This is a genomic window from Bacillus sp. ISL-75 (assembly GCF_018613095.1).
Genome location: NZ_JAGGQX010000036.1, coordinates 1 through 14,538 on the forward strand (window position 1 = coordinate 1; position 14,538 = coordinate 14,538).

Genomic DNA, 14,538 nt, shown 5'->3' on the forward strand with positions numbered 1-14,538 from the left:
AAAAACAGGCTATAATATTGAAAAAGCATTAAATGTAGATAATATTAAAAATGTAAATTGCATATTAATTAATGAACCTGATATTGATCTTTTTGCAGAAGCTTTTTATGACATTTATATTAAACCTTGATAACACTGATTTTATCAGTGTTATTTTTATTGAATTTATTTGTATGTCAATAAAAAGACTGGATGAAACCGTTCTTCTTATTGACATTCAATTATAATTCCTTTAAAATGTAGATATACCAAGGGATTAGGGGAGTTAGACAAATGTTAATGGAAGAAGTAAAAACAACTGCAATTGTTTTAAGGATATCCGATCTGAAAAAAGATGCACAAGGTAAAAGAGTAAGTTTTGAAGAAACCTTGAAAAATCATAAAGAAGCGACAACAGAATTTTGTAATAAACAGGGATGGAAATTTAAAATTTATGAAGAGGTTTTATCAGGTGGATCAGCAATAGAAGAAAGAATTGAATTACAAAAAATGTTAAATGATATTGAAACTTTTGATGCAATTGTTGTAACAGAAATGAGCCGACTTTCAAGACAAGGAGAAATTTCACAAAAGATCAAACAGGCTGTTATTAATTATAGAAAATTAATTATTACTTTGAATCCTTTTCAAGTTTATGATGTAGCTAACAAGCCGATGGATGGAATGATATTCGATATTAATACTTCTTTAAGTGAATATGAAAGGCGAGTTATAGGAATGAGGATCAAACAAAACAAAATAACAATGTCAAAGGCGGGCTTAAATGCTTCAGGATCAGCGCCGCTTGGTTACACAAGGAATTCTAAAACAAAGAAGCTAGAAATTGATCAGGAAGCCGCAAAGGCGGTTAGATACGCTTTTAAATTATGCCTTGAAGGGTTAGGGGCAAGATTAATTGCTGAAGAATTAAATGCCGCCGGTTATAAAACTAAAAACGGCAACTTATTCACCCATGTTTCAATTAAAGACATGTTTAAAACACAGACTTATAAAGGTTGGATAATTTACAATGATTATATTAAAACAGGTACAAGAAAAGAAATCATTGATACGATTACAATAAAAGATGCACATGAAGCGATTATTGATCCTGAAGTATTTGATAAAGTGCAAGAATTAAAAGCAATTAGGGCTGAAAGACAAGGGCAAAACAAAAACCGAGAACGTGAAACGGTTGCACCTTCAATTATAAAGGATTTACTTTTTTGTTCCGATTGTGGAAGAAAACAAAGAATCAGCTATGAAAAAAAACGTGGACATTTAATTAGAAAATGTGAGGAATTGAAATCTGATGGAACACGATGCCAAAATCATGGAATGCAAGCGGCAAATGTTGAAGATATGGTTTTGCACAATGTTTTGGTATTTCAAAAAGCAACAGAAGAAAAACTGAAGCTGATTAAATCAAATGATTTTGGAAAATTTACCGGCGAATTAGAAGCCTTAAAAAATGATCTTGAAAATCAGCAAAAAACATTGATAACACAATTTAAGGCAATAAGAAAAATGGAAATGAATTATGAAATAGAAAAAGCGGAATCAGGTTTCAGTGACATTGAAGAAGAAGCGGCGATTGCTGAAGACAAAAGAAAAAACAAAGAAGCACGAATGAAAGTACAACAGAAGCTTCAGGAAGTGACAGAAAAATTAAACGATCAGCCTCAACCGGAAATTGAAATAAAAAAGCTTGAAGGGATTATTGATCTTATAGAAGAAATCAGGAAGCAACCGGCAGAAGAAAAAATAAATATGCTGTTAAAACGAATTATTCATAAAATTCATTATACAAAAATTTTACCGCCTGAAATTGCGGCACTTGGGGCAAAAAATCCAAAAAGAAAAGACTATCCGGCTGATATAAAAATTGATTTCATAAACCAATAATTGAAACTGAAAATATATAGAAAAGAGCAAGGTTTGTCGCACCTTGCTTTTTCTTTTGCCCTTTTGGGTTAAGAAAATAAAACTTTTAACATTTCTTTAATCTTTTCTTTTTCTTCATTGCTTAATTTTTTGCCTTCATAATACAATTCATCTAATTCCAATCCTACTTCAATATGAACCGGTAAATATAATTTTACATATCGTTCACATTCATTTTGTATATATGATTCAAAACTAGGATCAATTTCACTTTTGGGAACTTTTAAGGAATCCGCTAATTGTTGAACTTTTCCCGCATTTACTAAAAATTTTTCTTTAATTATATCTGAAATGGTACTTTGTGGAATACCTGAAAGTTCACTTAATTTTGATTGTGTGATTCCTTTTGCTTTCATAATGCTTTTTAAATTATTTGCAATAATTTTTTTTAGTTGCTTTTCTAATAAATCAATTTGTAAGCGCATTAATAAACCTTCTTTCAATACTTTTAAATTTTAGTTTTTTACAACTTATTTAGTATTAAACTTAATTATAAAATTTAAAACTAAAAAAATAAAGTTTTTTGTGTATAAAGTCATTTTAATTTGTATATATTAGGGAGGAAGCGCAATAACTTCTATCACATCTTTAAAATACCGTAAAATTACGTTATTTATCAGTTTTTGTCGATAGGAAATTAGGAAAAAAGTATTAATTTTTTGATGCAAATAGATTATAATTTGATTTGTGGCAATATTTACAGAAAAGGATGTGAAAAAAAATGATGCCAATTCAAATTACATTAAGAGCGGCAAGAGTTAACCTTGGTTTGACGTTAAAACAAGCTGCAAAAGAATTTGATATTAATCATGAAAGATTGGCTAGTTATGAAATGGATTCAACAAATGTTCCAAGAAGCTTTTTTATTAAAATAGAAAGTGTTTATGGTGTGCCAGTTAACAATATCTATTTTGGTAAGCAAGAAGAGTTTTTTCACGGTATGAAAAACCGTAAAATTACGGTTGAAAACGCTTAACAATGATTAATTTAAGGGGGTGATGCAATGGGATGAAATTTTAAATAGAAAAAAGCCGGAAGAGGTGAAAGGATGAAGCATTATTTATTAATGGATTTAGAAAGAACCATAGTAAGCGGCGCACCTTGTTACTGGAAAGCTAATAAATACGGTTATACCTACGAAGTGGATTATGCCGGTGTTTTTACGCAAGATTTAGCTGATGAAATAGTTAAGAATGATCTTGATCAAAAAACGGTTTTAGTGCCTTTAAAATTGATTAAACAATATGGATTAGGAAGCTAATGAAAGATTTAGAAAAAGAAATTCTTGTAATTAAAAACATGATCGATATTTTAAACCGGTGCTTGATGATTTCAATTACCAATGCAAGGATCAGAGAAACGATCAACACAAGAAAAGACATTAAAATTTGCAAAAAAGAATTGAAAAAACTTTTGGAAGCAAGGGATGAAATAGGGAATGTAGCAAGGGAGAAAAAACAGGATGCAGAAGTACAATGAAGCTGAAAGACTTTTTTTAGAAGAAGTTAGAGAAAAGAAAAAAACCGCTTCAGGTGTACACCATAAAACCGGTAAACGTGGATATGTTGGAAAGATGTTATTTCCTTCTGACATTATGAGCCGCAAAGAAAAATATAATCATAGGAAAGCGGGAAAAGTTGTGACTACTAATTTATATGAAGAAATCCTACCAGTAGACGAATTTAAAAAACTTGATGAATTTGAACAAAGAAACAGATTAGCTTATTTAAGAACAAAACATCAAAATACAGCGATCATGAAGGAAATGGGAATGAATAATGCAAATTATTACCAATTGGTTGCTGAATTAGGATTAACAACACAAAGAAAAAATACAGCAAAAAGAAAAGCAACAGCTAAAAAAGCCATTGCAATAGAAGCATTACCGGCACCAACACCAATTGAGACAGCAACCCCTATTGAAGCACCGGCACCGATTCAAGAATTAATTATAGACGGTTTACATCTTGTTTACAATGGAACCTTTTCACCGGATCAAATTGTGAAGCAAATGTTAAAATTTGCGGCGCTTCTTGAAGACGAAGATGATGATTTTCATATTGAATTGAAGCTATTACAAAAGCCAAAAAAGGAGAATTAATTTTGTCTATTGTTATGATCGGAAATTTTGGGAGAAGTAAAGAAGGTGTTTACACCTATTCGATCAATACAACAACTAAAGAAGAGATTTATAGCATTTTGGATCAGGTGAAAGAAGAAGGGGCGAAATATTGGGAAACACCTAACATAATTAAAAAGTTCAAAACCTATCATTGCTTATTAAAATTCTATGTTCCTAAAGAAATGGGTTATCCTGAAGAATCTATTTAAGAGGTGAGACAATGTTAATTGTTGCCGATGAAATAAAGATTCAGATCGATGAAACTATTAAAAAAGGTGTATCAAAAGATGATTTCATTTTGTGGACTGAAGAAAGGAAGACAGAATGATGATAATCAACCGATACAAAAAAGGATCGAATAGATCATTTTGGGAATTTAAAATTTTTTACAAAGATGTTTTTACTAATAAAGTAAGAGCAAAAAAGCGAAGGGGTTTTAAAAGCCGTGAAGAAGCAGAAGCGGCGGCGCTTGAAATGATGGGATTACTTAGGATGCCAAAATGAAAGGAAGCTAATTTTTGAGAATATATGAAGCAAAAGAAGATGAAGAAATTGTTGAATCATTAATTGCAATGATCGAAGCCGACACCGGAAAAGAAATTTTCACCATGAAAATTTTAGATCATACTGAAGATGGATTAGAAACAATAATTGTTTTCAAAGATCAAAATGTTTTAATGGGGAGGATCAAAGTTCAAACGATCAATAATAAAATGGCTTTAAGAATGCAGGGAAATTATATCGATTAGAGATAGAGCAACTGAAAAGGGATTGAGGGGGCGAAAAGCATACCCTTCTTTTTTTCACCTTTTTTTGTCGAAATCTATTGCTTGACATCTAATTAATGGGAGCGGTTAACACCATGAATTACAAAATAATTTCTTCATCAAGTAAAGGTAATTGTGTAGTTATTAATGATGTAATGGTTGATTGCGGGGTACCTTTTCACATGATCAAGGAAGAATTATATGAAATCAAGTATTTGCTGATAACGCATGTACATAGCGATCATTTAAACAAGGTGACATTGCAACAGATCATGAAAAAATTCCCTACGATAAAGATTATAGGCAATTATGAAGTTCACCAAGCTATGCACACACATATCATTGCTAATGCAGGTTTTGAGATTGTTACCGATGATTATATTTTTCACCCTTTTGAATGTGAACATGATGTATTAACTTATGGCTATGTATGGGAGACAAAAGAAGGGGATGAAGTGATTTATGCAACCGATACTTCAACACTTGAAAATGCACCGGATCAAAAATATGATTTCTTCTTTATTGAGAGCAACCATGACGAGCAAAAGTTGAAGCAAGCACAAAACGAATATAAAGGCGCTTATAGCCCTTTTTTAAGCGGCAAGCGGCACTTATCTACACAAGCCGCAAGAGCATTTTTTTACCTTCATAGGCGATCTAAGGAATCACAATTCATTGAACTACACAAAAGCGCAAGATTTTATTGAAAGGAGATAGGAAAAATGCACTATACATTACAAGTTGTTTATTTACCGGAATTAAAAGAACATTGCTTGTTTATCAAAAACGAAGCAACAGGCAAATATCTAAATCAATTTGAATATGAAAATTGGATTAAATTAGTTGGCGGCACCGAAAAGATCAGTTTTTAAAAGGAGGTTGAAAAATGGAAAATGAATTAATGGAATTGAAATTGGAACAGATCATTGTTCAACAAGGTAACATAATTTTTACTAATTTTGAAAATCTGAAATCACAGGCGGCAGAATTAGCTTCTCATATCGCAAATGTTGAAGTGACTGATGAAAATATCAAAGAATCAAAAAAGATGTTAGCGGCGGTAAATAAGGTTGTTAAAGAATTGGAAGGGCGAAGGATCAAAATTAAAAATTTGATGTTGGAACCTTATCAAGCTTTTGAAGAAGATGTAAAAGAAATTGTTGGAATTGTTAAAGAAGCTGATGAAATTGTAAGAAATCAAGTAAGAAGTTTTGAAGAGGATCAAAGGGACCAAAAGTATAAAAAGTTGCATGATATTTTCATGAAAAGGATTGTACATTATTCTTTTAGGGATCTTTTTTCCTTAAATGATTTTATCCATCCTTCTCATTTAAATAAATCCATGTCAATTGAAGCGGTTGAAAATGAAATGGTTGAATTTCTTGAAAAGATTTCAAGGGATTTAAAGGCTATTGAAGTAATGCCGGATGCTGAAGCCGTTTTAAGCCATTATACGGAAGTTAAAGATGTAGCGGCGGCAATCACCTTACATTCACAACAAGAAGCAAGGAAGCGCCAAATTGAAGCTTCAAAAGCCATTAAGAAGAATGAAGAAAGAATTGCTTATCTTGTCACCGCTTCAATCACTGAAGAAAAAGAATTAGCTTTAGTTAAATTATTTTTCGATCAGCACCAAATAAAATACGGTGTGGATTATATCACAGTAGGAGGAATGTAAATTATGGAATTATTAGAGCAGCTTGAAATTGTTGATGTTCGTTTTGAGGAAAATAATCAAAAGGCTGAAATTGTGTTTTTGGATGATATGAAGGGCGAAATTAGAGAAGTTTATTTTAATCGCTTGGTATTTGACAAGGAAAATAATAAATGGGTGCCGGATGAAAAGAAAGCGCTTCAGGTTGATCAATGGTGTGAAGAGTATTTTCAGCTTCCTTTTGATCGTTTAGGTGAAGCCATTGGAGAAAAGAAAGATGTTTATTGTTATGACTTTTTTAATTCCTTATGGGAAGTTCAAATTGTTGAAAAGTTTAATGAAGATATGGAAGGGCAAATTTTTGAAACCGAGATTGTAAAAGCGGTTGATGATGGTAAAAAGATCAGCTTGCAATTTGAATACGAGGGAAAATTGTATGAAAGCAAAATGCAATATGCGGATTACTTGGAAGCCCGCAAAGAATGGTTTATCAATCCGGTAAAACGGAAAAAACAGTATGATAAATTTTCTGAAAAATTTAATATGCCGGTTGAAGAAATTGAAAACATGGTAGGTAAAACGGTGTTAGTTGAAGTGAAAAAGGCAATGGGTAAATATATTTATTCAGAGATCAAGCCGTTTAAGAAAGTGAAGAAATAAAAATGAATGAGTTAGCCGTACTATCTGAAGATTTAAAGATACATGGAATAAAAATTAGGATGTCTAAAAATCGTATCGGTCAGGAAATTATTGAAATTGGGCGTGAATTAGCTGAAGCAAAAGAAAAATGTAAGCATGGAGAATGGTTGTCTTTTTTGAAACAGGAATGTGAAATTAGTGATAGTAGCGCTCAAGAATATATTCAAGTTTATAAAGAATTTGGAAATACCCGCTTAGGCGGGGATTTAGGAAAAAAGGCATTGCTTTTTTTAACTAGATTACCTGAAGAACAAAAAGAACAACCTCACGAAATAAGTACAGGAACAAAAACAATTTATGAAATGAACCAAGAAGAAGTAAGAGAATTACAGAAGCAAATTAAGAAAATAAAAGAAGAAAAACATGAAGCTGAAAAAAGAGCGGCACAAGCCGAACGAAGCGAACAAATAGCATTAAAGAATTTGGAAAAAGTTGAAAATATGCCGGTAAAAGAGATCGTAAAGGAAGTTGAAGTAATACCTGATTATCTTAAAAATTCACTGGAAGAAAAAGATAAGTTCTTAAAAGTCTTGAAAAAAGAATCCGAGCAATTGCAAGAAGAAATTAAGGCTTTAAAGTTACAACAGAAAGAAGATGATTCTGAAAAAGAAAACTCTGAAAAAATGTTAAAAAAATTAGAACGAGAAGCAAATATTGAAACCTTGCAAATTGTATTGGATATTCAAAGATTTATAAAAGATTCTTCTTTATCCTCTTTTCAAGTTGGGGCTATTGTTCATTCAAATGAACATATCAAAGAAAAAATTAAAGAGAGCGTAAAAATGCTAGAAAATTTTATTAAAAATTTAAACAATGCCGTTAATGGTAGAAAACAAATTTAAGGGAGAAATGCCGAAATGATGCCACAACACAAAAATGATTTAAATCCAATGGAGTTAATAAAATTTAATTTAAAAAGTGTTAATGAAACAGGACAAGCTTTAGTTCAACATATCGAATATGTTGAAGCGATTAAAAACGATATGGATGTTAAATACACTGAAGTTGTAGACATGGTTAAAGAAGTAAGAGACTCTTATACTTTGACTTACACCGAGCAATATACATTGCAAAGTATAGTTTTTAAAACATCTATTGAATTTACCAAATTATTTCTCGAAGATGAATGGTATGATTTATCACAAAAAGAGCGGTCAAAAGAAGTAGGTAAATTTAGAAGAGCGATTTGGAAAAAAATGAAAAGGAAATTTAACGTTCCCCGCTATCCTTCAATTAGAAGGATAGATTTCATGGAAGCATTAGAATTTGTAAACAATTTAAGAATAAACGATTTAGAATTATGGTAAAAAAATGATTTGTCCACAATGTCACAAAGATAAAAGTTTGATTTGGCAAGCGGATTTCACAACAGAAGATTATGGTTTAGATATAGGAGAGGAAAGCCGGTTGATTAGCATATGGATTTGTTTTCAATGTGAAATAGAAATCCAAATTACCGAAATGTAGGGTGCTATCAATGAACGATTTGCTTTTTTACGATATCGAAGTTTTCAGCCATAATACATTGGTTGTTTTCAAAGATATTAACAAAAAATTGATCAAGGTTTTTCATAACAATTTTACAAAATTGGCTGAATTTATCGAAGGTAAAACACTTGTAGGCTTTAATAATTATTATTATGATGACAAAATTTTAACCTACATGTTGGAATTGAAACCGCAATACCTGATAAAACAATTGAATGATCGGATCATATCAGGCGAAAAAGTAAGATATATAAATAAGCCGCCGTTTAGATCATTAGATGTTTTTCAACAGATCGATGTTTCTAAACCGAGCCTAAAAAAAATTGAGGGCAATATGGGGCGGCAAATTTTAGAATCAAGTGTCAGCTTTTCGATCAATCGACCTTTAACACCTGAAGAATTTGATCAAGTTCTTGATTATTGTTCTTATGATGTTGATACAACTATTGATATTTACATTATAAGGGATAAATCATATTTTCAGCCGAAATTTTCACTTCTTGAAATGCTAGGAAATGAAAAGGCGGCGAAATGGAATACAACAACAATTTCAGCTAATTTACTTTTGAATAAACCATTGCCGAAATGGGATTCGGTTAGAATACCACCTGAAATGTGGCTGAAAGTGCCTGAAGAAGTGCGGGCAATGTGGCTAGATAAAAGTAAAATTTATGGTGTGGGAATTTTAGCTGAAAAAATGATTAATATTGAAGCCTTTGATTGCAATATTCAATTTGGTTTTGGAGGATTGCATGGTGCGCATAAAACGATCAAGAAGGAACGAAATGTAAAATTACTTGATGTAAAAAGTATGTACCCTAGTATTATTTTGATCTTAAAAGCACTTGGAGCGGCAAGCGAAAAATATAAAGCGATCCTTGATAAACGATTAGCCATAAAACATGTTGATGAAATTTTATCTGAAGCCTTGAAGCTAATTTTAAATAGTGTTTACGGTAATTTAAACAATCAATATTCTATGCTATATAACCCTATGGCGGCTTTATCAGTTTGTATTTATGGACAAATTGCTCTTTATGACCTATGCAAACGGTTAGCGCCTTTTGTAACGATTGTAAATATTAATACTGATGGGGTTGCTTTTATTCCGCATGATCAAGCTTATATTATCGCTTATAAGGAATGGGAAAAAGAGTTTTTATTAGATTTGGAAGAGAAAATTTTTTCATTATTGGTTCAAAAGGATGTCAATAATTATATTGCCGTGAAAAAGGGCGGGATTATTTGCAAAGGCGGCGATGTAAACCGATATGAAGAAGATGCTTTTTTCAAAAATAATAATGCTAGAATTTTGGACATTGCTTTAGTCGAAAAATTGGTTAATGGTAAAGATATATATGAAATCATTGAAAGCAATTTAGACAAGCCGCACCTATACCAATATATTCTGAAAGCGGGCAATACATACCTTGGATCGTTTGATGAATTGGGAAATGAATACAATAAAGTTAACAGAGTATTTGCAAGCAAGAAAAGCGGCTTCTGTTTATATAAAAGGCGCTTTGATGACGGTTTAGTTCGTTTTGCAGATGCTCCAATTAACATGTTTTTGTGGAATGGGGATTGTAGCGAAATAGATAATTTCAATGAATTGCTAGATTTAAATCACTATTATCAACTAGTCTTGAAACGCTTGGAAAGGTGGATTTAAATTTTGAATTATGGCTGAATATATCGAATTTCAAGAAGGGAAAAAATATCCTTCAAAAAATGCTGATAGGGCAAAAAATCCTGAAAAATTTAAAGATGCGGGTCTAATTTTAGAAGAAGAAGATTTGGTAATTGATTCTGATAAAGTTGAAAAAATGGTGTTAGAAAAAATAATCAGTTTTTTCAACATAAAAACCCAAATTGTTTGGACTGAAAAAGGGGCGCACTTTTATTTTAAAAAACCTGAAGGGTTTAAGGGCAATAAAGCAATTTGCCCTTTAGGTTTTGAAGTTGAATACAAACACGTTAAAAATACACCAAATGGTATAACGATCAAGCAAGGCGGCAAAATGCGGATCATTGAAAATGAAGGTGTTAGGGAAGAATTGCCGGATATTTTCAAATATAAAAGAAACTTAAAATCATTGGTTGGTTTAGATGATCATGAAGGAAGAAATTCAGAGTTATTTATTCACAGGATGCGCATTCATGATTTGCCACAATGGAAAAGTATTTTGCGCTTCATTAATAACAATATTTTCGCAACCCCTTTAGACGAAAAAGAATTTGCTGAAGTAGCAAGAGAAGGGGTTAAGCCAAAAGCCGACAAATATAATCAACCTGAAATTGCGGCTTATTTGATAACCAAATATAAAATTGTTCAATTTATTGGAAAATTTTATTGGTTCATTGAAGGAAGCTTTATTTCAGATGAAGAGAAAATAAACCGGCTTATTGCTAATGAAGTGCCAAACATGAAAACAAATTATTACAAAGAGATCAAAGAGCAGATGAAATTTAAAGCGCCTTTGATTGACAGTGAAAAAACGTTTGATATTAAATTGCAAAATGGTTTTTTAAGAAACGGAAAATTCAATAAAGTGGATTATCAAGAATTTACGCCTTATTCAATTGAAATTCCTTTTTATGATGATGCGGAACCGGTACAAATTGTTGACGATTATTTAGATTTTTTATCTGAAAAGGATGAAACTTTTAAATTGCGGCTTCTTGAAACAATAGCGCATACCTTAGTTGTTGATCGAGATTTTAAACGAGGATTGGGAAAACTATTTATTTTTGTTGGCGGCGGCAAAAATGGTAAAGGAACACTTTTAAGCATTATAGCAAAAATTTTAGGTGAAAAAAATTGCTCTAGTTTATCAATAAAACAAATGGCTGATGAGCGTTATTTTTTCACCATGCAAGGCAAACTTGCAAATTTGGGCGATGATTTGGAAGAGGAATATATAAGTAAAGATCAAGTTAAAATTATGAAAAATGTCAGCACATGCGACAGATTACAAGTTAGGCGATTACATGAGATGTCAAAAGATGTAACGTTAACAACATCTTTAATTTTCACAAGTAATCATGTTTTGAAAGCAAGGGAAAAAGGAGAATCTTGGAAGCGGCGAGTTGATTGGATGCCTATGTTTTCAACACCTGAAAAGAAAATAGATAATTTTGTTAAGTTACTAACAACACCTGAAGCATTACAATATTGGATCAAGTTAATTATTGAAGCTTACAAAAGGCTTTATAAAAATTCAGGTTTTACACCATGCGAAAAGATAGAAAAATTCAATAATGATTATCATTTATACAATGATAATATCAATCAATTTCTTGAAGATAATCCTAAAAAAGAAGATTGGATTACAAAAGGGAAAAATGAAACTTATAGACAATATATTGAATGGTGTGAATTAAATCACGAAAAGCCTCAAGGGAAAGAAAAGTTATTTTTCAAGATCATGAATCATTTTGATCTTGAATATGGCAAGATTTATAAAAAAAGCAATAAACAAAATACAACGACAACAGGCTTTCATGAAAAAGGGTGTACAATTTATTAAAATATACACCTAAAGTACAAAAAAAATACACAGGGTTGAAGCCTTGCTATTACTAGGTTTTAACCCTTTAGTGTACTTATGTACTTTTTTATTAATAGATTATAAATATTTTATATAAAAAGGGTACCAATATTAAATATATAAAAATATAAAGAACCTTTAGAAAAAATGTACACAAGTACAACATCCTTCAAACCCTTGGGAGAGTAAGAGCGAAGCCGTGTATTTTTTTTCACCTAAAAATACACACATAGAAGAAAATGAGGTGTAAAATATGGACTTGAAAAATTTGATCAAAATTACCACCTTGAAAAAAATGAAGTTTCAACAATGGGATCATGAATTATATGATCCAAAAACGTTAGCATTTAACACTGAAATTTTAAATATTTTGAAAAATAAATTAGGCGGCGGGATTTACAGAATGTACAATCAAGCCGGTGAAATAATTTATGTGGGAAAATCAAACGATATTCATAGGCGATTATTACAACATATCGGTAAACGATCCAACACCGCCTATTTTATTGAAGAAGTAAAAAAGATTGAATTTTTTGTTGAAAATAGCCCTATTTTTCAAACAATGCTTGAAGGAATTTTTATTGCCTACCATACACCAAAATACAATGATGAAGTTCAAGACGCTTATGAAATGATTTTGGGGAGGAAAAACATTGAACCATTATGATCGTGAAGATTTTAACGGTGTTGATTTTGCTGATGATCTATTAAGATCAATTGAAAAAGATTATGGTAAATCGATCATGAAAATTCCCAAGTTTAAAAGAATCGGATCAACCCTTTTTGAAATTAGTATAATTTTTTCTGATTACCGGCTTCTTGAAGCTGAAATTAATATTGCTGAAATTTATGGGATGCCGGCAATAAAAGTAAATGGTACTTACTATTGAACATGGACAAAAGAGAAGTATTTTTTTGCGCTGTTGCCTTAACAATGATATCCGTACTTGGTTATCATGTTTCAAACCTGATTATTACTATTATTAAATTGATGTTTAATGAATAGGGTGAAAAAAGGATGATGTTCAATAGTAAAGCAAGCGGCAAAACAGCAGAGCGGATTTTAGAAAATCACCTAAGATTATACAAAACATATCAAGTTGGAATTAAAAATTGCGAACAACAATTAGAGTATATAATGCCAAGCTTGGTTGCCAATTATGGGGTTGCTGATAACGGTTCATTTTGGTTCATTGCTAACAATACCGAAAATGTCGCTTTAGATCGTATTGAAAGTAAGCGGGCAATTGACTTAAGGGAACAAATAGAATGTTATAAAATCACGACAAGTAGCATTGAAAACGCTGTTGAAGAATTAAAAATGATCGAGCGGGCTTTTGTCCAATTACGATATTTTGAAGGATTAACGATTCAAGAAGTAAAAGGAAAATTAGGATATAGCGAAGAAAGAAGCATTTACCGGATCAGGCGAAATGTTTTAGATAAACTGATGATTTCACTTAACAATCTATTATCATTCAAATAGAGAAGTAGGGAAAAATAATATGGTCTTGATATGTGATTATTGCGGTGTAGCGAAATTTGGAGTATTTGAAATTCCCACAAGCGCTTTTTATGTACAAGACAAACAATTAATAGTGCTTAAACAAGGTAATACCATAAACATATGTTTAGAATGTTTAGGTTTTGAAGCACATAAGGAGAGAAATAGACAATGAAAAAGAGAATAGCAGCTTTAATTTTTTTGATGCTTTTTGCTTTTAGCACGGCGGCACAAGCACAACACTATGTAACAAAAGGTGACACCATGTATTCAATCAGCCGTGAACACAAAATGAATCTGAAAGATTTAATTTCACTTAACCCACACATCAAAAACCCTAACATACTTCATATAAATGATTATATTATTATTCGATCCGGCACCGAAACACAGCAAGATATGGTTGATTATGCAAAATCATTACAATCTATAACCGCTTATTCATATGGCGGGCAAAATTTCCCCTATCAGACAGATTGTAGCGGTTTTGTTCAAGGAGTATTTAAAAAGTTTGGAAAAACCATTCCTAGAGTTAGTAGAGATCAGGCGATTGATCCAAAATCAAAACCGGTAAAATTTGAAGATTTACAAATTGGTGATCTGATGTTTTTCAGCAATAGAGCCGATAAAGTTATTAGCCATGTTGGAATATATATGGGTAATGATTATTGGATTAGCAATCTAAACAGCGCAAAAGATGTTGAGATTCTTTCAAGTTGGGGCAAATGGAGCCGTGAAAATTTTATGTGGGGTACAAGATATGAACTTTGATCCTCATTTAATTTTGATTATCTTGTTAAGCTTTTCTATCATCTTAGACATTATCATCA

Annotated in this window: 21 protein-coding genes; 20 read left to right on the forward strand and 1 reads right to left on the reverse strand. The window is 31.5% G+C overall.

Annotation, left to right across the window (positions count from 1 at the left end):
• Positions 1 to 273 precede the first annotated feature (273 nt).
• Positions 274 to 1,884: a recombinase family protein gene (locus tag J7E63_RS15475; RefSeq protein WP_215013900.1), complete on the forward strand. Its 1,611-nt coding sequence runs from the start codon at positions 274 to 276 to the stop codon at positions 1,882 to 1,884.
• A 68-nt stretch (positions 1,885 to 1,952) separates the two neighbouring features.
• On the opposite strand, the gene J7E63_RS15480 is transcribed toward J7E63_RS15475, so the two are convergent.
• On the reverse strand, positions 1,953 to 2,348 hold the full coding sequence (locus J7E63_RS15480; RefSeq protein ID WP_215013904.1) for a helix-turn-helix domain-containing protein: 396 nt from the start codon (positions 2,346 to 2,348) through the stop codon (positions 1,953 to 1,955).
• Between the two features lie 296 nt (positions 2,349 to 2,644).
• Here J7E63_RS15480 and J7E63_RS15485 point away from each other — a divergent pair, with 296 nt between their 5' ends.
• The 19 genes from J7E63_RS15485 (at position 2,645) to J7E63_RS15575 (ending at position 14,479) form a co-directional block, all read left to right on the forward strand.
• Complete coding sequence (locus J7E63_RS15485) at positions 2,645 to 2,899, forward strand: helix-turn-helix domain-containing protein (RefSeq protein WP_251033559.1); 255 nt, start codon at positions 2,645 to 2,647, stop codon at positions 2,897 to 2,899.
• Between the two features lie 72 nt (positions 2,900 to 2,971).
• Complete coding sequence (locus J7E63_RS15490) at positions 2,972 to 3,184, forward strand: hypothetical protein (RefSeq protein WP_215013906.1); 213 nt, start codon at positions 2,972 to 2,974, stop codon at positions 3,182 to 3,184.
• Positions 3,184 to 3,402, forward strand: a complete 219-nt coding sequence (locus J7E63_RS15495; protein WP_215013908.1) for a hypothetical protein — start codon at positions 3,184 to 3,186, stop codon at positions 3,400 to 3,402. The genes J7E63_RS15490 and J7E63_RS15495 overlap by 1 nt, the downstream gene beginning before the upstream one ends.
• Positions 3,386 to 4,024: a hypothetical protein gene (locus J7E63_RS15500; RefSeq protein ID WP_215013910.1), complete on the forward strand. Its 639-nt coding sequence runs from the start codon at positions 3,386 to 3,388 to the stop codon at positions 4,022 to 4,024. Before J7E63_RS15495 ends, J7E63_RS15500 begins: the two co-directional genes overlap by 17 nt.
• Before the next feature lie 2 nt (positions 4,025 to 4,026).
• Complete coding sequence (locus J7E63_RS15505) at positions 4,027 to 4,254, forward strand: hypothetical protein (protein ID WP_215013912.1); 228 nt, start codon at positions 4,027 to 4,029, stop codon at positions 4,252 to 4,254.
• Between the two features lie 115 nt (positions 4,255 to 4,369).
• Positions 4,370 to 4,549, forward strand: a complete 180-nt coding sequence (locus tag J7E63_RS15510; protein WP_215013914.1) for an Arm DNA-binding domain-containing protein — start codon at positions 4,370 to 4,372, stop codon at positions 4,547 to 4,549.
• Positions 4,550 to 4,563: 14 nt separating this feature from the next.
• Entirely contained in the window at positions 4,564 to 4,794 is a 231-nt protein-coding gene (locus tag J7E63_RS15515; protein WP_215013916.1) for a hypothetical protein, read from the forward strand.
• Between the two features lie 113 nt (positions 4,795 to 4,907).
• Positions 4,908 to 5,519 carry an MBL fold metallo-hydrolase gene (locus J7E63_RS15520; protein ID WP_215013918.1) on the forward strand — a complete coding sequence of 204 codons (612 nt, stop codon included), beginning with the start codon at positions 4,908 to 4,910 and terminating at the stop codon, positions 5,517 to 5,519.
• A gap of 15 nt (positions 5,520 to 5,534) precedes the next feature.
• Positions 5,535 to 5,684 (forward strand): hypothetical protein, encoded by a 150-nt coding sequence (locus tag J7E63_RS15525; RefSeq protein ID WP_215013920.1) that lies wholly within the window; start codon positions 5,535 to 5,537, stop codon positions 5,682 to 5,684.
• 14 nt (positions 5,685 to 5,698) lie between these two features.
• The gene (locus J7E63_RS15530) at positions 5,699 to 6,490 is read left to right on the forward strand and encodes a DUF1351 domain-containing protein (RefSeq protein ID WP_251033560.1); all 792 of its coding nucleotides are present in this window, start codon (positions 5,699 to 5,701) and stop codon (positions 6,488 to 6,490) included.
• 3 nt (positions 6,491 to 6,493) lie between these two features.
• Positions 6,494 to 7,126 (forward strand): hypothetical protein, encoded by a 633-nt coding sequence (locus J7E63_RS15535; protein ID WP_251033561.1) that lies wholly within the window; start codon positions 6,494 to 6,496, stop codon positions 7,124 to 7,126.
• Between the two features lie 2 nt (positions 7,127 to 7,128).
• On the forward strand, positions 7,129 to 8,007 hold the full coding sequence (locus J7E63_RS15540; RefSeq protein ID WP_215013922.1) for a DUF3102 domain-containing protein: 879 nt from the start codon (positions 7,129 to 7,131) through the stop codon (positions 8,005 to 8,007).
• Positions 8,008 to 8,022: 15 nt separating this feature from the next.
• Entirely contained in the window at positions 8,023 to 8,472 is a 450-nt protein-coding gene (locus J7E63_RS15545; RefSeq protein WP_215013931.1) for an ORF6C domain-containing protein, read from the forward strand.
• Between the two features lie 170 nt (positions 8,473 to 8,642).
• Entirely contained in the window at positions 8,643 to 10,325 is a 1,683-nt protein-coding gene (locus J7E63_RS15550) for a hypothetical protein (RefSeq protein WP_215013932.1), read from the forward strand.
• A 10-nt stretch (positions 10,326 to 10,335) separates the two neighbouring features.
• Entirely contained in the window at positions 10,336 to 12,183 is a 1,848-nt protein-coding gene (locus J7E63_RS15555) for a DUF5906 domain-containing protein (protein WP_215013934.1), read from the forward strand.
• A gap of 274 nt (positions 12,184 to 12,457) precedes the next feature.
• Positions 12,458 to 12,871, forward strand: a complete 414-nt coding sequence (locus tag J7E63_RS15560) for a nucleotide excision repair endonuclease (RefSeq protein ID WP_215013936.1) — start codon at positions 12,458 to 12,460, stop codon at positions 12,869 to 12,871.
• The gene (locus J7E63_RS15565; protein WP_215013938.1) at positions 12,858 to 13,094 is read left to right on the forward strand and encodes a hypothetical protein; all 237 of its coding nucleotides are present in this window, start codon (positions 12,858 to 12,860) and stop codon (positions 13,092 to 13,094) included. The genes J7E63_RS15560 and J7E63_RS15565 overlap by 14 nt, the downstream gene beginning before the upstream one ends.
• Positions 13,095 to 13,222: 128 nt before the next feature.
• Positions 13,223 to 13,690 carry a sigma factor-like helix-turn-helix DNA-binding protein gene (locus J7E63_RS15570; protein ID WP_215013940.1) on the forward strand — a complete coding sequence of 156 codons (468 nt, stop codon included), beginning with the start codon at positions 13,223 to 13,225 and terminating at the stop codon, positions 13,688 to 13,690.
• A gap of 189 nt (positions 13,691 to 13,879) precedes the next feature.
• A complete protein-coding gene (locus J7E63_RS15575) occupies positions 13,880 to 14,479 on the forward strand; it encodes an NlpC/P60 family protein (protein WP_215013949.1) in 600 nt (199 codons plus the stop codon).
• Positions 14,480 to 14,538: the final 59 nt, after the last annotated feature.